Here is a 22,621-nt window from a genome sequence, read left to right on the forward strand (position 1 = left end):
AAGTCCAATCAAAGTAGTGAGATAAAAAATCAACGAATTGCCGGATGTCCTCAAGGGGAAAGAGCTCATTCCGGGCGTTAAGGGGGATGGTGTTAAGGTGTTAAGTTGGCGCGCTAACCCGACGTTGATGGGGTCTCAATCGCGTACTTGCGGATTTTTTTCCAGAGGGTGACCCGGCTGGTGCCGAGGAGACGGGCGGCTTCAGTGCGGTTGCCACCGGTCTGATCCAGGGCTTCGAGGATGCGGCGTCGTTCTGCTTGATCTGCGGCACTCAGGGGGTGCGAATCGGAAAGGGCCGCCCGATCCGAGGTTCGTTGAGTGCGGAGCTCGACCGGCAAGTCGAGCAGGGTGATGGTGTCGCCGACGACGGTCACAAACGCATGCTCCAGGGCGTTGCGAAGTTCTCGGACGTTTCCTGGCCACGGGTAATTCATCAGGGCTTGAAGCGCATCGCGGGCGATGCCGCGGACGGAGCGATGATATTCGCGCGAAAGTTGATCGATGAAGTGGCGGACCAAGAGGGGGAGATCCTCGCGCCGCTCGCGGAGCGGAGGTAATCGGATTTCAAAGACATGAATCCGATAATAAAAATCTTCGCGGAATCCCCCAGAGGCGACCAGTTCTTTCAGGTGCTTGTTGGTTGCCGTGATCAGACGGACGTTGACTCGGGTTGGGGTGTCGGCCCCGACGCGACGGATCTCCCGTTCTTGTAAAACCCGAAGGAGCTTCAACTGGAGCAGAGGGGAGACATCGCCAATTTCATCGAGGAACAAAGTTCCGCCGTCGGCAGCCTGAAACAGGCCGATCTTATCGCGGTCGGCGCTGGTGAAGGCCCCTTTGACATGGCCGAAGAGTTCCGATTCGAGCAGCGTTTCAGGGATCGCCGAGCAATTGATTGCCAGGAAGGGGCGGTCCTTGCGGTTGCTCAGTGAATGAATGGCACCGGCGGCCAGTTCCTTGCCGGTGCCAGACTCACCGGAAACGAAGACGGTCACGTCGCTGTGAGCGGCCAGTCGGATGCGTCGGAAGACCTCTTGCATCGGAGCGCTGGAGCCGACAAGCTTGCCAAAGGCGTCTCGGTTTCGGGTCTGCTCCTCCAGCAACGCAATGCGTTCGTTGGCCTGAAGAAACGGAGTGAGGTCCGAGAAGTTGCAGACGGCCCCGGCCACCTCACCATCCGCATCGTGAATCAGGCGAACGCTCCCATGAATCGAGACTTCTCGACCATCCTTGGCCGAGAGTTTACATTCCTGATGGCAGGTGCCGGTGGTCGAGTCGCACGAGCCCTGGAGCAACTCGGTCAGGGCGGCGAATCCCTTGCAGTGAGCTCCTTCAAACAAGCGGCTTGATTGTCCAACCACGTCTTCACTGGTATACCCAGTGATTCGTTCAGCCCCCCGGCTCCAGGCCACGATGCGGCCCGAGGCATCGACGGTGAAGACGCCGTCGGCCATCTCATCGACGATGGTGCTCAGGAGGCTCGGATCGCGTCGGAAGTCGAGGTCCATGGCCTTGCTCGGAGAGAGGGCGGCCGATCGATTGAGGGTCAGGGGTTGCTCGGCGGCTCGCAGAGTTCGGTAAGCACGCCGTGGGTGCTCTTGGGGTGGGCGAAGGCAATCCTCATGTGGTGGGCCCCGGCACGGGGAGTCTCGTCAATCATGCGGAGCCCGGCAGCTTTCCACTCGGCGATCCGGTCTTCGATCCGATCGACCGTGAACGCGACGTGGTGCATTCCCTCCCCTCGTTTTTCGAGAAAGGCGGCGATGGTACTGGTCGGGTCGGTCGGTTCGAGCAGTTCGAAGCGGACGTCACCGATCCGAAAGAAGCCGACGCGGACTTTTTGGTCGGCGACTTCCTCGATTCCTTCGAACTCGGCACCGAGGGTTTCTTCATAATAGGCTCGGTGATCGTCGATGGACTTCACGGCGATCCCGAGATGATTGAGGGCTTTGACAGGGGCCATGACAAGGGTTCCTGTTCGGGAGTTCGGTAAGTTAAGGGCGAGGCCTGGGTTATTCGAACTCAATGAGGACCTGACCCTGCTGCACACCATCCCCCTCACCGGCATTGATCTTGGCAATGGTACCGGCGATCGGAGCAGTGATGACCGTCTCCATCTTCATCGCTTCAAGGACGATGAGGATATCGTTCACCTGGATTGCCTGTCCGGGTTGCACGGCAACCCGAGAGACGACCCCCGCAAGTGGGCTGCGGCAGACCTTGCTTTCGTCGGCCACAAGAGCCTGGCCCGCCGAGGCCGGGGCGGGCGTTGCGGGGGTTGGTGCCCCGGATACCCGAGCATGCCCCAAGGGGGGCACATAGCTGTGCCGGGGAGTCTCCGGTTCGGCCACCTCGACTTCGACCTCGTACACGTTCCCATCAACGGTGATTTTGAGTTTCAACGCTCGCTCCTACCATGCGGGATCGCCAGGGTGTGCGAGGCCTGGACCGTGACGCGCCCCTGACGGGCCCAGGCGTCTGAGCCGAGGAGCCGGATCTGTCGCACATGGGCCCGCTTGCCGAGAAAGGCCGCGACTGCGGCGGCGATGACAAAGACGAGTTCCTGGTTGATCGGCGCAGCTGCCGAGGTGCCTGTTACGGTGGAGGCCCCCTTGGCTTCGATGGCCGAGACGCGATCGGTGAGTTGCGCGACCTCGCGGCGGAGGGCGTCTACCGCCTCGACGAGCCTGATCAGGTCAGTCGGCTCGGGGTTCATGAGTGTGGTCCTCCGTTCGGGTTAAAGCGGGATGAGACCGTGCTTCTTCGGGGGCCGAACTTCTCGCTTGGCGTGAAGATACTCCAAGGCCTGGGCGAGATGCCGGCGAGTGTCGGCAGGTTCAATAATGTCGTCGACGAGGCCGCGACCAGCGGAAACATACGGGCTTGAGAAGGTTGATCGGTATTGATCGATCAGCTCGGCGCGGCGGGCGACCTTGTCTTGAGCCTCCTGCATCTCCTTGCGGAAAACGATCTCAACGGCTCCCTCAGCCCCCATGACGGCGACCTCGGCCGTGGGCCAGGCAAAGACGCGGTCGGCGCCGAGGTCCTTCGAGCACATGGCCAGGTGGGCACCACCATAAGACTTGCGAAGGATCACCTGGATCTTCGGGACTGTGGCCGCCGAGTAGGCAAAGAGCATCTTCGCGCCGTGCCGAATGATGCCGTCGTGCTCTTGCTTGACGCCGGGCAGGAAGCCGGGAACATCCACAAAGGTGACCAGAGGAACATTGAACGCATTGCAGAAGCGGATAAACCGGCTTGCCTTGGTCGACGCGTTTACATCGAGGACGCCCGAGAGGACCGACGGTTGGTTGGCGATTACACCCACCGATCGGCCCAGAATGCGGGCGAAACCGACCACGATGTTGCGGGCATATCCTTCCTGAACTTCGAGGAAATCTCCCTGGTCCACGATCCCGCAGATCACGTTGCGGATATCGTAGCCTTGCTTTGGTTCGACTGGGACGATCCGAGCCAGCTCGGGGTTCGGATCGACGTTGTTCTCTGAAGGGATTCGAGGCGGATCCTCTAGATTATTCGCAGGCAGGAAGCTGAGCAGACGACGGCAGAGGTAGAGCGCATCCTCGTCGTTCTCGGCGATGAAGTGGGTGACACCGGAGAGGCTCATGTGGGCGTCGGGACCGCCGAGGGCCTCGGAGGTGATCTGCTCGCCGGTCACCTGTTTGATGACTTGCGGGCCGGTGATAAACATTTGCGATTGTCGCGTCTGGATAATGAAGTCGGTCAGCGCGGGTGAGTAGGCCGCTCCTCCCGCACAGGGACCACAGATCAAGGAGATCTGAGGGACCGCTCCAGACAATTGGACATTTGTGTAAAAAACTCGTCCATAGCCGGAGAGGGAATCGATCCCTTCCTGCACCCGGGCTCCACCGGAGTCATTGATGAAGATGAAGGGGCTGCCGGTATGCAGCGCTTGCTCCATCACATCGGCGACCTTGTTCGAATGCGTCTCGCCGGCTGAGCCTCCGAGAACGGTGAAGTCCTGGCTGGCGAGGTGGACGAGTCTGCCGTCGATCGAGCCGGCCCCGGTGACGACGCCATCGGCGGGAACCTCCTTCCCCGCCATGCCGAAGTGGACCTGGCGATGCTGGGCGAAGAGGCCGAACTCCTCGAAGCTGTCGGGGTCGAGCAGGGTGCTGACACGCTCTCGGGCCGTCAGCTTGCCTTGATCCTTCTGCTTGGCCAGGCGATCGGGACCGCCTCCCTGACGGAGATGTTCCTTTCGGGCGCGGAGTTCCGCGACCAAATCGTCCATCGTTTTCTTCGCATTGCCGCTCATCGCTTCCTGTCCTTTCTCGGATCACGAGGGCTCGACGGTCACCGCGTGGCTCGTGTTGCCGATGCGGACCTGGTAGGTGATGGGGCTCGTGACGGGGCCTTTCGCGTCGATGGCCTTGGCGGCCGGGCTGGCGGCGGCAGCCGCAGCAGCCGCCGTGACCGGATCCCTGCCCAGATTTTTCGGGCCTTCGCTGCGGTGGGCAAAGAACTTGGGAGCGACTTGCGGGAACATCGCGTAGGTCAAGACGTCTTCATCCGATCCGTTGCAACCTTCGAGGGCAAGGGCCTTCCCTCGTAATTCTTCCCACTCGGGCTTGAGCAGGTCAGCGGGTCGGGTGGTGATCGGCTCTTTCTTGGCATGTGCGGCCGCAAGGGCGATGACCTCAGGGTCGCGATCGCCGATGGTCTCGCCGTAATACCCGAGCATCAGATCGGCGAACTCTCCGGTAAGGACCTTGTAGGGACCCATCATCACATTGAACACTGCCTGAGTGCCAACGATCTGGCTCGACGGCGTGACCAACGGCGGATAGCCGGCCGCCTTGCGGACGTTGGGTACCTCGTTCAGCACGTCCTTCACACGGTCGCCTGCCCCTTGCTGCTTGAGCTGGCTTTCCATGTTGGAAATCATGCCGCCAGGAATCTGGCTGTCGAAAATCTCGGTCTCGACCCCGACGAACTTCGACTCGAACTCGGCATATCGGGGGCGAATCTTGGCGAAGTGATCCTTGATCTTTAGTAGGCGAGCCTTGTCGAGCCGGGTCGTGTAGTCAGTCGCCTGGAGCATCTCGACAAGCGCTTCGGTCGGATTATGGCCGGGGCCGAGGCTCAGGGAGGAGATGCAGGTGTCCACAATGTCAGCGCCGGCCTCGATCGCCTTCATCAGGCTGACGAGCGTGACGCCGGTGGTGGCGTGAACATGGACATGGACCAGCGTATCCTCGCCGCAGGCCTCCTTGATCCCTTTGACGATCTCGAAAGCCGGCTGTGGGCGCAAGAGCGCGGCCATGTCCTTGATGCAAATGGAGTCGCAGCCGAGATCCTGCAACTGCTTGGCCATTTCGATGAACTTGTCGACCGTGTGCAAAGGGGAGGTCGTGTAGCAGATCGTTCCCTCGGCGTGCTTGCCGGTGCGTCGGACGGCTTCGAGAGCGCGGCGAAGATTTCGGATGTCGTTCAATGCGTCGAAGACGCGGAAGACATCCATCCCGTTCTCGGCCGATTTGTCAACGAAGCGGTCGACGACGGTGTCTTCGTAGTGACGGTAGCCGAGCAGGTTTTGCCCGCGGAGGAGCATCTGCAATCGGCTGTTGGGCATAAGTTTGCGGAAAGTGCGCAGGCGTTCCCAGGGGTCTTCGTTGAGGAAGCGGATGCAGGAGTCGTAGGTCGCCCCTCCCCAGCACTCAACACTCCAGTAACCGGCCTGGTCGATGTCTTCGCAAATGGGTGTCATGTCCTCAAGAGCCATCCGGGTGGCCAGGAGGCTCTGATGACCGTCTCGGAGGGCGAGCTCCGTGACCTCGACCGTTCGTGGCATCGTTCGGGGCTCCAATCGAGGAGATGGGGGGTTAATCATTCGGAAGAGAGGAAGGGGGGAGAGCAGCGTCAGGCTCGACGTCGGTCTATAGGCGGGGGGGAGCGCCCGGGAGGCCGAGGGCATCGATCAGCCGATCTGCGGCGGCCGAGGCGGTGAGCTGGCCCTCGCGGACCTCCGACTCAAGCTCCGCCGCCAGTTTTGCGATGCCCGGACCTTCCTTCAGGATACGCTGCAAATGGTCGTTCACCAGATCCCACATCCAGCGAATTGCCTGGCTCTGCCGTCGTTGGTGGAAGACCCCGACACGTTTGAGGGTCTCACGATGTTTGAGCACTGCATTCCAGATCGCGTCGAGTCCGAGATTCTCCAGGGCGCTGCAGGCCAGGACCGGCGGTTGCCAGGGGCTTTCGGGCGGGTGCATGACGCGCAGAGCATTCTGATACTGGTTCACCGCGCGGAGGACATTCGGCCGGTTGCTGCCGTCGGCCTTGTTGACAGCGAGCAGATCGATCATCTCGATCAGCCCTCGCTTGATTCCCTGCAACTCGTCTCCGGCTCCGGCGATCAGGACCGCGAGAAACGTATCAACCATGTCGGCAACAGTCGTCTCGGACTGGCCGACGCCGACGGTTTCGACCATCACAACATCGAATCCGGCGGCTTCGCAGGCGAGCATCGTTTCCCGGGTACTACCGGCCACACCGCCGAGGGTTGCCCCGCTCGGGGAGGGGCGGATGTAGGCGTTCGGTTCGAGGCTCAGGCGTTCCATTCGAGTTTTGTCGCCGAGAATGCTGCCCCCGGTCACTCGGCTGGACGGGTCGATCGTCAGCACGGCGACTCGGTGGCCGGCAAGGATCAGGTTGAGGCCCAGGGCATCGATCAAAGTGCTCTTGCCCGCGCCGGGGACTCCCGTGATTCCCAGGCGGATCGATTGACCGGCGTGCGGCAGCAGCTTGTTGAGAACGCGGCGAGCCAGCTCTCGATCTTCGGCCCGTCGCGATTCGATGAGGGTGATGAACCGGCTGAGCACGCCTCGCGATCGTGCCAGAACCCCCTCGACGTACTGCTCGGCGGTCAGACGTCGTCGTGGGGGGGGAATCGGGGGCTCGGGCGGGAGCGTCATGGTGGGCTCAAGGTCAGGGCGCGGGCCATCGGTCATGGTCCGGATGCGTCAAGCAGCGCCGGCGGGTTCCTCGTGGTCCTGCGGATCGAGCAGGTTGAGCAGCTTGAGGGCCGCGTCGGTGATCACGGTCCCGGGACCGAAGACGGCGACTGCGCCCGAGCGGTACAGTTCCTCGTAATCCTGAGGAGGAATCACCCCGCCGACGACCACAAGAATGTCGTCGCGGCCAAGGTCGTCGAGCGCTTTGCGAATCGCTGGGACGAGCGTCAGATGACCGGCCGCGAGGGAGCTGACGCCGACGAGATGGACATCGTTGTCCACGGCCACTCGGGCGGCTTCCTCGGGGGTCTGGAACAGGGAGCCGACATCAACATCGAAGCCGAAGTCGGCGAAGGCGGTAGCCACGACCTGCTGGCCGCGGTCGTGGCCGTCCTGACCGAGCTTGGCAATGAGAATCCGGGGGCGTCGCCCTTCGTGTTCGAGGAACTGCTCGACCCGCTGCTGCACGCGAGCAACGGCCCCATTCCGCTCGCCGAACTGGCGGGCATAAACGCCGCTGATCTCGTGCATCTCGGCCTTGTGGCGGCCGTAGATCTTTTCGAGGGCGAGGCTGATCTCGCCGCCGGTGGCTCGGGCTCGGGCTGCGGCAATCGCCAGTTCGAGCATATTACCCGAGCCGGAGCGAGCAGCCTCGGTCAGGGCGTTGAGCGCGGAATCGACGACACCTTGATCGCGGTTCGCTCGCAGCTCGGCCAGGCGGCGGACCTGAGCCTCACGGACGGCGTGATTGTCGACCTTAAGAACCTTGATTGGATCTTCGCGCTCAAGAATGTACTTGTTTACGCCAACAATAGTTTGCACGCCCGAATCGATGTCGGCCTGGGTCCGTGCGGCGGCCTCCTCGATCCTCATCTTGGGGATGCCGGCCTCCAGGGCCTTGGCCATGCCGCCAAGCTGCTCGACCTCGTACAGATGCGCCCAGGCCCGGTGGGCCAGTTCGTGGGTCAGACGCTCGATAAAATAGCTGCCTCCCCAGGGATCGACCACCATGTCGGTGTCGGTTTCTTCCTGAAGGAAGAGTTGAGTGTTGCGAGCAATTCGGGCGGAAAAATCGGTCGGAAGCGCAAGTGCTTCATCAAGCGAGTTGGTGTGCAGACTCTGGGTGTGTCCCTGAGTCGCGCCCATCGCTTCAATGCAAGTTCGGATGACGTTGTTGTAGACGTCCTGCGCGGTCAGGCTCCAGCCGCTGGTCTGGCTGTGGGTGCGGAGTGACATGCTCTTGGGGTTCTTCGGGTCGAACCCCTTGACGATCTTCGCCCAAAGGAGGCGAGCCGCGCGAAGTTTAGCGATCTCCATGAAGATGTCTTTGCCAATCGCCCAGAAGAAGGAGAGGCGAGGGGCAAACTCATCAATACTCAAGCCTGCCCGGATGCCAGAGCGGAGATACTCGAGCCCATCAGCCATCGTATAGGCGAGTTCGAGGTCGGCCGTTGCACCGGCCTCCTGCATATGGTATCCGCTAATGCTGATGCTATTGAATTTCGGCATGTGAGCCGAGGTGTATCGGAAAATATCGGAGATGAGCCGCATGCTCGGCTCGGGTGGATAGATATAGGTGTTTCGAACCATGAACTCCTTGAGGATGTCGTTCTGAATCGTTCCAGCGAGTTTTGCCTGAGGAACCCCCTGTTCCTCGGCGGCGACAATGTAGAGCGCCATCACCGGAAGGACTGCGCCATTCATGGTCATCGAAACGCTGATGTCGCCCAGGGGAATGCCGTCGAAGAGGATCTTCATGTCGAGGATGCTATCGACGGCCACGCCGGCCATGCCCACGTCGGCGGCGACTCTGGGGTTGTCCGAGTCGTAACCGCGGTGGGTCGGCAGGTCGAAGGCGACGGAGAGCCCTTTCTGACCGGCCGCGAGGTTGCGGCGGTAGAAGGCGTTCGACTCCTCGGCCGTCGAGAACCCGGCGTACTGCCGGACGGTCCAGGGGCGGACGACGTACATCGTGGTGTACGGCCCCCGGACGAACGGCGGGAGGCCGGGCATCGTCTGAAGGTGGTCCAGTCCGTCGAGGTCGCTTGACGAGTAAAGCGGCCGGACGGGAATTCCCTCGGGCGTCGGACGGGCGAGGGAGTCGATTGGTCGACCGGCCTCGGCCTCGGCGGCGGTTTGCCAACTTCGTCGATCGACCGAAGCTGACGAGCCACCCTGCCAGGGAACGTCCTTGAAGTTCGGGATCGTGCTCATTGCAGGGCCCCTTCCTCACGCAGCAGATCCCGGAGCGTCCCCAGGACATCGCATCGAATGAAAATGAATCGATCAACCCCCGCCGCGCGGTATCGGGCCTCGCCCGCTCCCGGATTGCCCGCCAGGACGACGGTTCGAGCCCCGGCGGCTTTCAAGGACACGGCCAGAGGTTCGGCCAAAGCGTCGTAGTTCACATCGGTTGAGCAGATGACGGCAATCTTCGCTCCACTCTGGGTGAAGGCGTCGACGGCAGCCTGTGGATCCGTGAACCCGCTGTTGTTGACCTCCTCGAAGCCACCGGCCTGGAAGAAGTTGACAGCGTAGGTCGATCGGGCGATGAACTCGGCTGGCTTCCCCAGGTTGGCCAGGAAGACGCGGGGACGCTGGCCGGTCTGCTCGGCGAGCTGGTCTGCGGCCGCCCGGAGTTCTTCGAACGCGGCGGCGTAGGGATGAACAGCCAGGGGAGTGACCTGGGCCGGTTCGCGCCCGGACGAGGCCCCCACGAGGGTCGAGTGGATTTGGCCAAGCGTCGCCCCTTCGAGCGCGGCTTGCACGGCGGCCTCGGTCAGTGAGCCGGGTGCGCGGTTCGTATCGCGAGCGATCTCGGCAACGATCCTCAGCGCATCGCCGCACTGATGGTCCCGACGCCAGGCGACGAGCCGGGTCGAGGCCTCGGCCCGGAGCCGGGCGTAGTCGGGGCGGGTGCGGACGAGCCGTTCCTCACGCACGTCGGGGTGCTCGGTCACGCCAGTCACGACGAGCTTGCGAGTGGCGATGTCCTTGCCTCTCGCGGTTTCAACGGCCGCAATCTGCTCGGCGACCCAGCCGTCGAGGCAGGCGGCAATCATCCCGCCTCGTCCTTCGACCTGCTGAAGAATTCCCCAGGCCGATTCCGCCAGTTGGTCAGTCAGGGTTTCGAGGAACCAGGACCCTCCGGCCGGGTCGATCACGCGGTTCAGATGCGATTCTTCCTGCAGGATGATCTGCGTATTGCGGGCCAGGTGCCGGGTAAACTGGTCACTCAGGCCGATGGCGGCGTCCATCGGCGCCGTGCCGATGGCGTCGGCACCACCCACGGCTCCAGCGAAGCAGCAGACTGTGTTTCGCAAGAGATTAACCCAGGGATCGACGCTCGTGAGCACGCGACGGCTGGTCCGTGCTCGAAGTTGCATTGTACGGCCAGAATCGGGATTGCCCCCGCACTCGGCGACCACGCGGGCCCACATCGCCCGCAGCGCACGGAGCTTGGCGATCGCCCGAAAGAACTGAGTGCCGAGGCTTACCCCGAAGGCGATTTGCCGGGCTGCCGTATTCACATCGAGCCCGGCAGCCGTCATAGCCCTCAGGTATTCGAGCCCCGTGGCCACGGCGAAGGCGAGGTCCTGGGTGCTCGACGCGCCGGCATGGTGGTACGGGCCGGTGCCGACCTCGACGGCCGTGGCGTTCGGATACTTCGACGCAGTCCAGACGGCCAGATCAGCCAGGTCGCTCAACGCCGAGTCGAGCGGGGCACCGAGCCGACCTTCTCGCATCAATGCGCCGATCGGATCGGCATTGAAGGCACATCGGACGGACGCCGGGTTGATCGCTCGCCGTTGGAGTTGAGCGGCCAGCAGGGCCGCACCGGGAAGAAACGCTCCGCCGCAGTCGATCGAGATGGGAGCAATGTCGAGCCGCACGGCTTCAAGGACGCGGTCGAAATCGACGAGGGAATACGCCATCACCCCATCGTGCCCAGCGAGGCCGATGGCAGCGCGATCATCGGCGTCGAGCCCGGCGCAGGCGGCGGCATCGAGCCGAAGCTGAATCGAGCTGACGCCGTGTTCCAGATCGTCGAGAATTGCCCGGTTCGCTTCGACCGGGTCGGGATGCAGGTGCTCCTGGCGAATATCCCAGCCCGAGACGGCATTGCCGAGCACGCGGTCGCCCCGGGTCAGAGGGGCGAAGCCGGGGAACCCGGACGGGTCGCCGTCCGACGACCAGTGGTCGGCGGTATAGAGCGGCTGGATGTCGATGCCTTCAAAGGTCCGGCCGACGAGTTTTTTCTCGAACGGAGCACCTTTGAGTTCGGCTTCGGCATTGGTCCGCCATTGCTCGTACGAGCTGGGGGGAAAATCGGCAGTGATGTTCAGACTTTTCTCGATCATGATCGTTCTCTCCTTTCGGGCCAAAGGGCGGCCCTTGCCGTGTCAGCGAGGCCCGAACTGGGAGAGGTCGAGGTCTGGCAGCATGGCGCCGTGTTCGAGGAAGTTCGTATGCAGCTCGAAGCACCGTTGCAGGTTGTGGCGGATGTGCCCTTGCGGGCTCGATTCGAGATAATGGTGTAAATAATCGCGGAAGGCCGGGTGGGCGCAGTGGTCGATGATCCGCCTGGCTCTTGCCACGGGAGCCAGGCCTCGCAGGTCGGCCAGGCCTTGCTCCGTGACGATGATTTGCACCGAATGCTCGCTGTGATCGACGTGCGAGCACATGGGGACGATGGTCGAGATTTTCCCCCCCTTGGCGACCGACGGGCACATGAAGATCGAGAGAAACGCGTTTCGCTCGAAGTCTCCGCTGCCCCCCAGACCGTTCATAACCTGGGTGCCGAAGAAGTGAGTCGAGTTGGCGTGGCCGTAGATGTCGACCTCGATCGCCGTGTTGGTGGCGATGACGCCGAGGCGGCGGGCGATGCCGGGATTGTTCGAGATTTCCTGCGGTCGCAGGACAATGCGATCGACGAATTCGTCGAAGTGGTCGTACAGCCAGGTCAGTTTTTCGTCGGAGAGAGTCAGCGAGCAGGTGCTCGCACCCAGCACGCCGCCGGCGGCGATCAGGTCGAGCATCGCGTCCTGAAGGACTTCGGTGAAAACCTTGAACTTGGGAAAGTCAGAGCTTTCCGCCAGACCCGCGAGCACGGCATTGCAGACGTTGCCGACGCCGCTTTGCAGCGGCAGGAATCCGCTCGGAATCCGACCGGAGGCCATCTCGTCGAGCAGGAACTGGGAGACGTGCGCCGCGATCCGTCGGCTGGTTTCGTCGGGAGGGGCAAAACCCCGGCCGCCATCGGGTTCATCGTTGTGAACGATCCCGATGACCTTCTTCGGATCGACCAGGGCGTGCGGGGTGCCAATCTTGTCGAGCGGGTCGTGAATCGGGATCGGGCGGCGGTTCGGAGGCGGCGGGAGCATGAAGATGTCGGTCATCTCACGGAGCCTCGGCGAGTGCCGGGCGTTGAGCTCGATGATGACCTTGTCGGCATACTGCAGGAACGTCGGCGCGTTGCCGATGCCAGTCGTCAGGTAGACCTTGCCGTCCGGGGTAATTTCGGTCGCCTCGACCACGGCCACGTCAATCGGGCCGAGGAAGCCTTCGAGCACCACCTGCGAGACGTGCGAGAGGTGCATGTCGACAAAGTCGAGCTTCCCCGAATTCGCCTGTTTTCGGAGTGGCGAGGAGGTCAGGTAGGGAGCCCGCCAGCTTACCGCCTCGGCCAGACCCAGTTCGTCGTCACACGCTTCTCCCGTCGAGGCGCCGCTGAGCAACCGCACCCGGTAGGGTTGTCCCGATTCGTGAAGCGCCCGAGCGCGCCGGGCAAGCGCGCGAGGAACGGCCTTGGGAGAGCCGGCCGGAGTGAAGCCGGAAACGGCGAGCATCGCGTCATGAGGAATCAGTTCGGCCGCATCTTCGGCCGTCAGTTCCGGGAACGGAGTTCCAGTCGTCATCGTCTCACCGACTCTCCGTCGAAAACCTTGGCTCCACGGCGGGGTCCGACTTCACGAGTTGCATCGTGCTGGATCGAGGCATGGAGGCCACGATCAGCTCGATGTATCCCGGTTGCGGTCCCTGGAGGGCTTGCGTAAGGCCGGATCACACGAGATCCGACCGGAAGCTGCCAGAGCCTGACCATCCGGGGGACCGATCGGGCGATCGAGTTCCACTCGATGCCACGTTCCACAGGAGGAGCCTTGAGATCCTGTGGCGAACGATCGGACGCCATTGGCCAATCGGAGTCGAACCTGGCCGGGCCTGGAATCGTTGGTCCCTTGCAACGGTGGCAAGGTCTCCCCCGAGGGTGCCCGGCAATTCCACTCTACCCAGGGGACGGCAGAGGTCTTCGCTCTACCGCAAGGGCTTCTAGTCTACGCTCGCAGCCCGAACTCTCCAAGCAAGATCGCTCTGCTCTCTGGTCGATTCCTCCTCAAGTCCCTCGACCGTGTCGCGCAGTGCAAGGCCGAAACGATCCGGCTCCGAGAATCAATTTCCCGAAGATTCCTGAGAACGAGGCTCCACCGAATGCTTCTGGGACCCGTCCGTGGAGCCGCTTGCCCATCACCGTCGGCGGTCCCGCCCTTTGACCCCACTGCTCGCAGGAGAGAGAATCACTCGTCATCACGGAGCCGCAAACGCAACGAGTTCCAATGAAACGACGCTTCACGGTCGAATCATGATTGGTTGGTCGGGTGTCCTCGTCGGGTGGTCATGGCGTTCCTACCCATGTATACCCTGGAGCTGGGTTCTGGAGGACTTTGGACGTGGCCGAGCCCATCCTGTTCGAATTTCCGATCCGAGTCGATCCCAAGGACATCGACCGGATGGGACACGTCAACAATGTCGTCTACCTCCGATACGCACAGGATGCGGCCGTTGCGCACTGGATCGCCGTGGCCACGCCGGAGTATGCCGAGTCGCTCCTCTGGGTGGTCCGACGCCACGAGATTGACTATTTGCGGCCCGCCCTCCCCGGCGACCAGTTACTTGCGATCACCTGGGTCGGCGAGGCCGATGGGGCAACCTTCGAGCGCTTTGTCACCATCACTCGTCCTGGGGATCAGCAGGTTCTGGCTCGGGTTCGCACCGTCTGGGTCGCGATCGACGCGCAAAGGCTCCGCCCCCGACGGGTTCCCGAAGCCTTGCGACGCCTGTTCGACAACGATGCGTCCCCAGGCGACTGAGCATGTTCCCGAACTTGTGAATGAGAGACACGCCGGATTGAGCGCTCGAGCACCACGTCTGTCGACATGGGAACGGACGCTCCTTTGCTGGTCAGCCCGGCTTTCCCGGAACATCTTCCTGAGGTCTTCATGTCACTTAACCGGTACTCGCAGTCCCAGACGATCCCGCGCGCGATTCTTGCGGTGCTTGGCGTTTTCATGGCCTCGGCCGCTCAAGGGTCCGAAGGCCTCGCTCCCGACCGACCCAACGCCTCCGCGCTTGACGATCGGGTTCACGCCTTACTAGACCCGCTTGGAGCGGGGCTAGGGGTCAGCGTCTGGGTGGGGCCTGCCCAGGGAGCACCCTGGTATGTGATCGAACCGGAGGTCGCCCGTCCCTCGGCCAGTGCGATCAAGACGGCTTATCTGGTTGCCCTGTTCGCACGGTTCGCCGAGGATCTCGACGCCTCGCCCTCGGGCCTCGACGACGCCCTGAGCGACGATCACCCGGCGATGGCTCCCTATTCACCTGCCCAGCGCGACGAGATTCGAACGGCGCTTCTGGGAGCCTCGGTCCGGACGATCGGCGGGGTGATGATGGGATCGATCGACGCGCCGAATCATGTGTACAACGCCGCGGCCAGTGCCTCGACGGCCATCCTTGGCGGGCCGGACGCCCTGACGGCCGCCATTCACGGGATCGATCCGGCGTTTGACGGTATCGTCGCACGACGCTACATGCTCGCACCGCGCGATGTGACCGGAGACAACGAAGTCTCGGCCGCGTCGCTGGCTGCGGTCATGGCTCGCCTGGCCAGTGGCGAGCTTCCCGGTGTGGACGCCGAGACGCTGACCGCCATGCGGAACGCGGTCATCCGTCGCGAGGCGGTGTTCGACCTCCCAGGCCGCCATTTCCTGAAGGGAGGGGCACTGAACTCTGATCCCATCACCCGAGTCAAATCAGGCTGGTGGGAGCGTCCCGAACTCGAGCCGATCGTCTACGTTGTCATGCTGACTCAGCCGGCTCCCGCCCCGGAGTCGCTCACCGAGGCGGCCGACCGGCTCGACGCCACCGCCTCGGCGCTTTCGGCAATGCTGCTTGAGGCCATGAACGCGGCAGACAATCAGCCCCAGCCGTGAACAACGCCCATCATCGGCCCGAGGCTTCGGTCATCTCGCGAAACGTTCGCCAGGTGATGACCCGGATCCCGAGCCGCTCAATCTCGGCAATGGTTTCGGGGTCGGTGAAGACCCTTCGATCACCGTCTCGACGTTCGGCGCTGGTCGTCACGGCACGTAGTTCGTCATCGTTGTAGCCGCAATGGATGATGAGCTGCGAGACCCCGGGGGGCAGGTTTCGCAAGGTTTCGAGATAGTTGTCGACTCGCTCCTCGTGCGAGTCTCCGCCGTAGAACTGGGCCAGCCCATCAAGGACCGGCAGGCGCTGTTGATCGAGCGCGGCCAACCATTGCTTACCTCGTTCGCGGAGGGCGGGATAGGCCTCAACGACAGGCCCTTCCACCTCTCGGACAAAGAGAATGGGCAGGTCGTACTTCAACCCCATCGAAACGTAGACCTCAATCAGGTCGGGCCTGCTCACCAGGGCTCCCATGTGGGTATCAAGGTGAGAGATGGGGATCCCCAGCTCGATTGCACGCTCGATCTGAGCGGTCAGCTCGATTTCCACCTCCTCAGCGACCGCAAGACGGGCCACGGCATCGACGCTCCGATGCAGATAGCCATCCTCATCCACCAGGCTCGGCACACGATCTCGTCCGGCAACCGGACCCCAGCGGTAGTGTACCCACTCGGAATTCAAGGTCAGGTGAACGCCGTAATCCTTTTCTGGGTTTGCTTTCGCATACTCCGCGAATTCCTTCACCCACGGACAGGGGATCATGATGCTGCACGACGAGACAATCCCTTGCTCCATCGCGTCGATGGTCGCCCGATTCACCGAGTGGCACATTCCTGCGTCATCAGCGTGGATGATCAGGTAACGCGTTTCGTCGTCCGCCCACGTCGGCCCCGCCGACACCAGAAGGACACCCACACCGATCAGAGTCGTGAGGCTGGCAACACGCATGGCAAGCGATCTCGTTGAGAACCGGACCTGGCCTGGATTGTACAGGGGACAGCGCCCCTGCTTCCCACATCCAGCATGTGATGGTCTACGCAATCCTGCAAGCGGTGTGGTTTCCTGTTTGGTATCCAATGCGGTGAGGAGCAGTCGGGGTTCGACCGCCCTTGCAAGCACCTTCCACTGCTTCAAGACAGACCGGAATCGCCAGTCGCCTGACCGCCTGCCCGTCGAAGCGCCTATTGGCTGGTCTGTCGGCCCCGAGCGTCCTCAGCCGGCCGAAGCAGTCGCAGATCAAGGAAGAGAAAAGTACCAAAACTCTTCCATCAAAGATACTCTGGATGATTGAGAATCGTGTTCGTTCTGATGAGACATCTGAGGACGCGACGATCGATGGCTTAACGTAGCCGCTTCGATCAAGAATTCGCAGGTGGGTTGTCCATTCGAACGGCTACGTTGGAATGGTACTCTGGGAAGAGGACCATCCGGTCGGATCGGAAAACGGAATGCGCAATTCGAGACAGATTCAGTGCCAAGAGAAAAACACATGAAATTATGTTCGCTTTCCGTTGTTCTGGTCTGTCTTCTGGGAATGGCCATGCCTCAGACCGGTTTTTCCGATGAGCAAGCCCTGACTCTCGACCGTGATCGGGCCTCTGGCTTCGCCCGAATTGCGCTGGAGGCGATCGTCCGCGAGTATCCGAACAAGCCCGAACACGTGCTGAGCGGGCTGGAGGATCTCGATTCCCCACGCGGACTTCATCCCGCGTTTTATGGAGCGTACGACTGGCATTCGGCCGTGCATGGCCATTGGATGCTTGTTCGATTGCTCCGGCAGTTTCCCGACCTTCCCGAGGCCGCCACGATCCGCGAAACCCTCAGCGATCACCTGACGGCCGAGAACCTGCAAGCCGAGGCCGACTACTTCGACCATCCCGATCGCCGGTCATTCGAACGCCCCTACGGCTGGGCCTGGCTGCTCAAGCTGGTCGAGGAACTGGACGGCTGGAACGATCCCGACGCCTCAACCTGGCGGGCGAACCTCCGACCCCTCGAAACGGTGATCGTCAACCGATACCTCGACTACTTCCCGAAACAAACCTACCCGATCCGCACCGGGGTCCATCCCAACACCGCCTTCGGCCTCGCCTTCGCGCACGATTATGCAACGGCCGTCGGTCACGACAGGCTGCGATCGCTCGTCGAGGAGCGTGCTCGGGCCTACTTCGACTCCGATACCGACGCCCCAGGCCGCTGGGAGCCGAGTGGGGCGGATTTCTTCTCCCCTTCCTTGATGGAAGCCGACCTCATGAGGCGTGTGCTTCCCACCGCTGAGTTCCGGCCCTGGTTCGCCCAGTTCCTCCCGAACGTGGCTCAGGGGGAACCTGCCTCCTTGCTCCAGCCTGCCGAGGTGACCGACCGTACCGATCCGCAGCTCGTTCACCTCGACGGCCTGAATCTGAGCCGCGCATGGTGCATGCGGAGCATCGCTGAAGCGTTGACCGAAGCCGATCCCGCACAGGCGGTCCTCCGCGCTTCGGCCGACCAGCACGCCCGCGCCGCCCTCGATCACGTCGCCAGCGGCGACTACGTGGGAGAGCACTGGCTCGCCTCGTTTGCCGTCTTTCTCCTGACGGAGAGCGGAACGCAGTGAACGCCCCTCGTGTCCGTTGGCGATCCCTCTTGAGCGTATTTCTCTGAGGGATCGCCAGCGGATGTGCCAGCCTCTCGATCAATCAGTCGTCTCGCTCGCGGCGTTGGGTGCTTCTTGCGTCGGAAGTGATGCGGCGAGCCCGGCCTTGATTGCAAGGTACTCTGGAGCGTCCGCCAGATTGTGCCACTCCATCGGGTCGGCGTCGTGATCGTACAGTTCTTCCGAGCCGTTGGCATAGCGGATGTATCGCCATCGTTCGGAGCGGACGGCGTGATTCCCGCGTCCGTGAGTGGTCAGGGCCGGGTGATCCCAAGGGCTTGCCGGATCGCGGAGCAAGGGGGCCAGGCTTCGTCCTTCGAGCTCAGGACGTTCGGGCAGGCCGCACAACTCGATCAAGGTGGGGTAAACATCCATCAGGGAAACGGTCCGTCCACAACGAACGCCGAGGGGGCTGACCCCCGGCGCACTGATCAGGAACGGCACCCGCGTGGCCTCTTCCCACAGGGCAAACTTCCGCCAGTGCTGCTTCTCGCCGAGATGCCACCCGTGGTCCCCCCAGGTCACGATGATCGTGTTCCTGGCGATCGGGCTGCGGTCCAGCGCGTCGAGCAACCGGCCGACCTGATGGTCGGTAAAGGCAATGCTGGCCAGATACCCCTGAATTGCCCGGTCCCATTGCTCGTATTCAAGAACGTTGCGGTGGTCTCCCTTCGGCTTCGCCATTGCGATTCCGGCCGGAGGGATGTCGTCGAGGTCGTCGTCGGGAACCTCCGGCCGTCGGATGGTCTCGATCGGGAAGGCGTCGAAATACGCTTTCGGGACGTACCAGGGCAGGTGAGGCCGGTAGAGCCCCACGGCCAGAAAGAGCGGGGTCTCGCGGTCCCTCTCAAGCTGCGTGATGGCCCAGTCGACCACCTGATGATCCCCCATCGCCTCATCTGGTCCCTCCACCGGCCCCCAGTCGAAGTGGGCGGTTCGAGGAATGCCGTTGACCGGAGTTTCCCGAGGTTTCGGGTCGCCCGGCCGCTCGAAGTACTCGTGCCAGGATGCCGGATCATTGAACGGACCGTGGAAGATCTTGCCCCCGCCCAGCACTTCGTAACCGCCGGCCATAAAGTGCTGCGGCAAGGTCATGGCGTCGGGCATCGCCGCTCGCCAAGGTTGCGGATTATGGTACACCCCGCTGGTTGACGGTCGGATTCCGGTCAACAACGCCGCCCGAGACGGATTGCAGGCCGGGGCCGCGCAATAGGCTCGCTCGAAGATCACCCCTCGGCTCGCCAGCCGGTCGAGATTCGGCGTGCTTGCCTGAGGATTCCCCCCGAGGAATCCCGTCCAGTCATTCAAGTCATCGATGGCCAGGAACAACACGTGAGGACGCTCGTCCGCCCCCCGATTCCCGTTCGTCACGGGCGGCGAGGCCACGGATCCTTGAAACGTGAAGCCGACGCCGGCTGTAACAAGCATCCATGCAGTGAGTCGAGGCAGGGGCATGTCGAACCTCCTCCGGATGAGGGGCGTAAGTGCTGTCCTGGGCCTATCTTTCAGAACGGGCCATTGAGCTTACTTCCTCCGGCGTACCTGGGGCCAGTGTCGGGCGGATCAGCCCAAGTTCGATGGGTTCGGTAACGCTCGCAAGCCAGCCTCGGACTTTTTCTCAAAAGTCTGGAAGAACTCTCCGAATGATTTCGGCGACTCGGCGAATCTGTTGGTGGAATGGACACGATCCGACCCTGACCGGAGACGCATTTCCCGGTCTTCGGTGATCGATTCTCAGGAAGGGGTCGGTCGGGTGTCGGATGCGAACCCGCAATTCTGAGCCGAGGTTCAGGGATCGGGAACGAGTGTCGCTGACGATTGAGGTGGTGGTTTATGGCTTTGCACGCACGTCATCGGTCAACGGAGTCGGAGATGAGCAACCCCACGGACGCCTCTCGGTCCCGGTCCGGTTCATGGTCCAGAGGCATTGGCGTTTGCCCAACCCTGGCAGTGCTGCTTGCCCTGGGAGCGGCGGTCGCCGTGCCGCTTCTCCAGCAACCCCAAACGCCCCGATCACAAATTATGTTGCCAGAGAATGGCCTGGTTTCTTCGGTGGCCTTCAACACTCAAGGCGATCGGATCTACTCCGATCACAAGGCCCTTGGCCCGACGGTTCTCCAACTCGGCCAAGAAGGAAAACTGTATCAGGAACCCTCGGTCGGCCTCGGTCGATGTTCCTTGATGACGCTCGACCCCAGCGGCCAATCGCTCTTCGTCGCCAGGGAATCCGGGGCGATTGAGGTCCGCGACGCGGAATCATTCGACCTGCGACAAACCCTTCCCGGTCCCAGCCGAAGCCTCAGTCTGGCCGTTTCAACCGATGGCCAGAGGCTGATCTCGGTCGACCCGTCCAATGTCTGCCGCTGCTGGTCGTTGACTGAGCAGAACGTCGCGTGGCAATACTCCGAGCAGTCCGGAATCAGTCAATGCACCTTCTCCCCCGATGGAAGGTTCGTGATCCTGGGCTTCCGGCACGGAGAGATCGCCGTGCTCGACGCCTCGACCGGCGTCGAACTCACGCGATGGGATGGTCACGGGTATGGTGCGCTCCTCCTCGCACTGGCCTTTACCCCGGACGGACAAACCCTGGTCAGTGTCGGACTCGAAGGACGGCTGCGAACCTGGGATGCCCTGAAAAACTGGGAAATGCATCACGACATCTCGATGCCAGGAGGGACCTCCCGGAGCCTGGCCATCGCTCCCGATGGTCAGACCTTGGCAACCGGGCACAACGATGGCTACGTCCGAGTCTGGGACCTCTCCACAGGATCGTTGCTGGGAGAGGCGGCGATGGCGAACATTCAGCTGAGTTCGGTCTGCTTTGCGCCGGGGGGACAACAGCTGGCTGTCTCTTACGGATCAACGGTCGCATTGATCTCGACGCCGGGGTCGGTCTGACCGACCCGACCTCCGGGTCTTGATGCGCTTGGTCCTCCGAGGCGATCACGCTGAGTTCAATGGCCCGGCCTTCGCGATGTCAGGGCTAATTCCTTCGAAACGCTCAAAGTTCTTCCGGAATCGCTCGGCGAGCTGTCGGGCTGCAATGTCGTAACCCTTCGGGTTCGCCCAGGCCGATCGCGGTTCAAGGATGGTCTGGGGAACTCCCATGCAGGTCTCAGGATGACTGAGACCGAAGACCGGATCGGTCTTCAGCGGCGCCTCGTCGAGGCGTCCTGAGAGTACGGCATCGACCATCGCCCGCGTATACGGCAGCGGAATTCGCCGGCCTTCCCCGAACCTGCCGCCGGTCCAGCCCGTGTTGAGCAGCCAGGCCTGGGTCCCGTGCTGTCGCATCTTCTTCCCGAGCAGTTCCGCATAGCGCTGGGGCGGAAGTACCATGAACGGCTCTCCGAAACAGGCACTGAAGGTCGCCGACGGCTCGGAGCCAAGACCCCGCTCGGTACCCGCAATCTTGGCGGTGTAGCCCGAGAGGAAGTGGTACATGGCCTGCTCCGGCGAGAGCCGGGAGATCGGGGGAAGGATGCCGAAGGCATCACAGGTGAGAAAGATGATGTGTTTCGGATGGCCGGCTCGCCCGCTCGGGACGTAGTTCGGGATGAAGTCGATCGGGTAGGCCGCTCGGGTGTTTTCGGTCAGGCTTGCGTCGTCGAACTGGCAGATCCGGGTCTCAGGATCAAGCACGACGTTTTCCAGCACCGTCCCGAAACGGATCGCGCCGTATATTTCTGGTTCGTTGATCCGATCAAGGCGGATGCACTTGGCGTAGCATCCTCCCTCGATGTTGAACACGCCCGCGTCGGACCAGCCATGCTCGTCGTCGCCGATCAGGTGCCGACGGCGGTCGGCCGACAGGGTCGTCTTGCCCGTCCCTGAAAGGCCGAAAAAGACGGCCACGTCTCCCGAGTCTCCCACGTTCGCCGAGCAATGCATTGACATGACATCGCGTCTTGGCAACAGGTAATTCAAGATCGAGAAGACTGACTTCTTGATCTCTCCCGCGTACAGCGTTCCGCCGATCAGGACCATCCTTCGAGCAAAGTTTACCAGAATAAACACCTCGCTCCGCGTGCCATCACGCTCGGGATCCGCCTTGAAGTCGGGCACGGCGAGGATGGTGAACTCGGGCCGAAACGCACGCTGTTGCTCGGATGATGGCATGAGGAACAGTTGGTGGGAAAAGAGCGCGTGATAAGCACGTTCGCAGATCACCCGAACCGCCAGTCGATGATCCGGATCGGCCCCGGCAAACGTGTCGCTCACATACACCGGCCGTCCTTGAAGATGCTCCTGCACCCGGACGAGCAGGCGATCGAACACATCCGACGGGATCGGCCGATTCACCGACCCCCAGGCAATTTCCCCCTCCGAGTCTGGCTCTTGCACGATGAACTTGTCTTGCGGCGATCGTCCCGTATAGGCCCCCGTTTGAAACACGGTGGCGCCGGAGTGTGCCAGCTGGCCTTCGCCTCGACGTAGCGCATGCTCAACCAGCACGGCTTGCGGAAGATTCCAGAACGTCTCCCCGAGCCCAATCAGCCCTTGATCTTCGAGCGTGACGGTAAGGGACAGGGGGGGCGGTTCGTTCGATGTCTCGAAGCTGGCAGCCATCGGGGCCTCGGCAAGGTAGGGCTCGGGTGGCAAGGTCGATCTCCCTGCCTCCGGACGATCATGGAGAATTCCACAGGTACACGATCGGTAGCGTGTGACCAACAGGTGACTTCCAACAGCAGGCGGCACACGCCATGCCGGGCACCGAAAAGGG

At 62.4% G+C, this 22,621-nt stretch carries 17 protein-coding genes; 4 read left to right on the forward strand and 13 right to left on the reverse strand.

The genetic code is table 11. The features are described 5' to 3' along the window. Positions 1-113: 113 nt before the first annotated feature. From HG800_RS14770 to HG800_RS14815, 10 genes are all read right to left on the reverse strand, one after another. Positions 114-1,508: a sigma-54 interaction domain-containing protein gene (locus HG800_RS14770; RefSeq protein ID WP_169977395.1), complete on the reverse strand. Its 1,395-nt coding sequence runs from the start codon at positions 1,506-1,508 to the stop codon at positions 114-116. Positions 1,509-1,546: 38 nt separating this feature from the next. Then, the gene (gene mce / locus HG800_RS14775) at positions 1,547-1,963 is read right to left on the reverse strand and encodes a methylmalonyl-CoA epimerase (RefSeq protein WP_169977396.1); all 417 of its coding nucleotides are present in this window, start codon (positions 1,961-1,963) and stop codon (positions 1,547-1,549) included. Positions 1,964-2,012: 49 nt separating this feature from the next. Then, positions 2,013-2,402, reverse strand: a complete 390-nt coding sequence (locus HG800_RS14780) for an acetyl-CoA carboxylase biotin carboxyl carrier protein subunit (protein WP_169977397.1) — start codon at positions 2,400-2,402, stop codon at positions 2,013-2,015. Next, positions 2,399-2,716 (reverse strand): hypothetical protein, encoded by a 318-nt coding sequence (locus HG800_RS14785; protein ID WP_169977398.1) that lies wholly within the window; start codon positions 2,714-2,716, stop codon positions 2,399-2,401. The genes HG800_RS14780 and HG800_RS14785 overlap by 4 nt, the downstream gene beginning before the upstream one ends. A 21-nt stretch (positions 2,717-2,737) precedes the next feature. Beyond that, a complete protein-coding gene (locus HG800_RS14790) occupies positions 2,738-4,300 on the reverse strand; it encodes an acyl-CoA carboxylase subunit beta (RefSeq protein WP_220487816.1) in 1,563 nt (520 codons plus the stop codon). A 21-nt stretch (positions 4,301-4,321) separates the two neighbouring features. After that, positions 4,322-5,836, reverse strand: coding sequence for a methylmalonyl-CoA carboxytransferase subunit 5S (locus HG800_RS14795; protein WP_169977399.1), 1,515 nt, complete (start codon positions 5,834-5,836; stop codon positions 4,322-4,324). Between the two features lie 85 nt (positions 5,837-5,921). Next, positions 5,922-6,959 carry a methylmalonyl Co-A mutase-associated GTPase MeaB gene (gene meaB, locus HG800_RS14800; RefSeq protein ID WP_169977400.1) on the reverse strand — a complete coding sequence of 346 codons (1,038 nt, stop codon included), beginning with the start codon at positions 6,957-6,959 and terminating at the stop codon, positions 5,922-5,924. 48 nt (positions 6,960-7,007) lie between these two features. Continuing rightward, on the reverse strand, positions 7,008-9,212 hold the full coding sequence (gene scpA / locus HG800_RS14805) for a methylmalonyl-CoA mutase (RefSeq protein WP_169977401.1): 2,205 nt from the start codon (positions 9,210-9,212) through the stop codon (positions 7,008-7,010). Beyond that, positions 9,209-11,359, reverse strand: coding sequence for a methylmalonyl-CoA mutase family protein (locus tag HG800_RS14810; protein WP_169977402.1), 2,151 nt, complete (start codon positions 11,357-11,359; stop codon positions 9,209-9,211). Before HG800_RS14810 ends, scpA begins: the two co-directional genes overlap by 4 nt. A gap of 42 nt (positions 11,360-11,401) precedes the next feature. Beyond that, positions 11,402-12,916 carry a succinate CoA transferase gene (locus tag HG800_RS14815; protein WP_169977403.1) on the reverse strand — a complete coding sequence of 505 codons (1,515 nt, stop codon included), beginning with the start codon at positions 12,914-12,916 and terminating at the stop codon, positions 11,402-11,404. Between the two features lie 810 nt (positions 12,917-13,726). On the opposite strand from HG800_RS14815, the gene HG800_RS14820 reads away from it, so the two are divergent. Together HG800_RS14820 and HG800_RS14825 are read left to right on the forward strand one after the other, a co-directional pair. Further along, complete coding sequence (locus tag HG800_RS14820) at positions 13,727-14,146, forward strand: acyl-CoA thioesterase (protein ID WP_206352274.1); 420 nt, start codon at positions 13,727-13,729, stop codon at positions 14,144-14,146. A 129-nt stretch (positions 14,147-14,275) separates the two neighbouring features. Then, on the forward strand, positions 14,276-15,265 hold the full coding sequence (locus HG800_RS14825) for a hypothetical protein (RefSeq protein ID WP_169977404.1): 990 nt from the start codon (positions 14,276-14,278) through the stop codon (positions 15,263-15,265). 10 nt (positions 15,266-15,275) lie between these two features. Here the strand turns inward: HG800_RS14825 and HG800_RS14830 are convergent, their stop codons facing one another. Beyond that, on the reverse strand, positions 15,276-16,211 hold the full coding sequence (locus tag HG800_RS14830) for a polysaccharide deacetylase family protein (RefSeq protein ID WP_169977405.1): 936 nt from the start codon (positions 16,209-16,211) through the stop codon (positions 15,276-15,278). A 586-nt stretch (positions 16,212-16,797) separates the two neighbouring features. On the opposite strand from HG800_RS14830, the gene HG800_RS14835 reads away from it, so the two are divergent. Next, positions 16,798-17,859: a DUF2891 domain-containing protein gene (locus tag HG800_RS14835; protein ID WP_390622635.1), complete on the forward strand. Its 1,062-nt coding sequence runs from the start codon at positions 16,798-16,800 to the stop codon at positions 17,857-17,859. A 78-nt stretch (positions 17,860-17,937) separates the two neighbouring features. Here HG800_RS14835 and HG800_RS14840 read toward each other — a convergent pair whose 3' ends face one another. Next, positions 17,938-19,353: a sulfatase gene (locus tag HG800_RS14840; protein WP_206352275.1), complete on the reverse strand. Its 1,416-nt coding sequence runs from the start codon at positions 19,351-19,353 to the stop codon at positions 17,938-17,940. Positions 19,354-19,770: 417 nt separating this feature from the next. Here HG800_RS14840 and HG800_RS14845 point away from each other — a divergent pair, with 417 nt between their 5' ends. Beyond that, the gene (locus HG800_RS14845) at positions 19,771-20,796 is read left to right on the forward strand and encodes a WD40 repeat domain-containing protein (protein ID WP_169977406.1); all 1,026 of its coding nucleotides are present in this window, start codon (positions 19,771-19,773) and stop codon (positions 20,794-20,796) included. Positions 20,797-20,841: 45 nt separating this feature from the next. Here the strand turns inward: HG800_RS14845 and pckA are convergent, their stop codons facing one another. Next, positions 20,842-22,467 carry a phosphoenolpyruvate carboxykinase (ATP) gene (gene pckA / locus HG800_RS14850; RefSeq protein WP_169977460.1) on the reverse strand — a complete coding sequence of 542 codons (1,626 nt, stop codon included), beginning with the start codon at positions 22,465-22,467 and terminating at the stop codon, positions 20,842-20,844. Between the last annotated feature and the right edge of the window lie 154 nt (positions 22,468-22,621).

This window comes from Tautonia rosea, from assembly GCF_012958305.1.
Classification (GTDB): domain Bacteria; phylum Planctomycetota; class Planctomycetia; order Isosphaerales; family Isosphaeraceae; genus Tautonia; species Tautonia rosea.

Bases quoted from the DNA above. Each gene is read 5' to 3' on its own strand.
- HG800_RS14785 (WP_169977398.1), bottom strand. From the start codon at position 2,716: ATGAACCCCGAGCCGACTGACCTGATCAGGCTCGTCGAGGCGGTAGAC.
- HG800_RS14830 (WP_169977405.1), bottom strand. From the start codon at position 16,211: ATGCGTGTTGCCAGCCTCACGACTCTGATCGGTGTGGGTGTCCTTCTG.
- HG800_RS14790 (WP_220487816.1), bottom strand. From the start codon at position 4,300: ATGAGCGGCAATGCGAAGAAAACGATGGACGATTTGGTCGCGGAACTC.
- meaB (WP_169977400.1), bottom strand. From the start codon at position 6,959: ATGACGCTCCCGCCCGAGCCCCCGATTCCCCCCCCACGACGACGTCTG.
- HG800_RS14810 (WP_169977402.1), bottom strand. From the start codon at position 11,359: ATGATCGAGAAAAGTCTGAACATCACTGCCGATTTTCCCCCCAGCTCG.
- HG800_RS14840 (WP_206352275.1), bottom strand. From the start codon at position 19,353: ATGCCCCTGCCTCGACTCACTGCATGGATGCTTGTTACAGCCGGCGTC.
- HG800_RS14825 (WP_169977404.1), top strand. From the start codon at position 14,276: ATGTCACTTAACCGGTACTCGCAGTCCCAGACGATCCCGCGCGCGATT.
- HG800_RS14815 (WP_169977403.1), bottom strand. From the start codon at position 12,916: ATGACGACTGGAACTCCGTTCCCGGAACTGACGGCCGAAGATGCGGCC.
- mce (WP_169977396.1), bottom strand. From the start codon at position 1,963: ATGGCCCCTGTCAAAGCCCTCAATCATCTCGGGATCGCCGTGAAGTCC.
- HG800_RS14795 (WP_169977399.1), bottom strand. From the start codon at position 5,836: ATGCCACGAACGGTCGAGGTCACGGAGCTCGCCCTCCGAGACGGTCAT.
- HG800_RS14835 (WP_390622635.1), top strand. From the start codon at position 16,798: ATGGCCATGCCTCAGACCGGTTTTTCCGATGAGCAAGCCCTGACTCTC.
- scpA (WP_169977401.1), bottom strand. From the start codon at position 9,212: ATGAGCACGATCCCGAACTTCAAGGACGTTCCCTGGCAGGGTGGCTCG.
- HG800_RS14770 (WP_169977395.1), bottom strand. From the start codon at position 1,508: ATGGACCTCGACTTCCGACGCGATCCGAGCCTCCTGAGCACCATCGTC.
- HG800_RS14845 (WP_169977406.1), top strand. From the start codon at position 19,771: ATGAGCAACCCCACGGACGCCTCTCGGTCCCGGTCCGGTTCATGGTCC.
- pckA (WP_169977460.1), bottom strand. From the start codon at position 22,467: ATGGCTGCCAGCTTCGAGACATCGAACGAACCGCCCCCCCTGTCCCTT.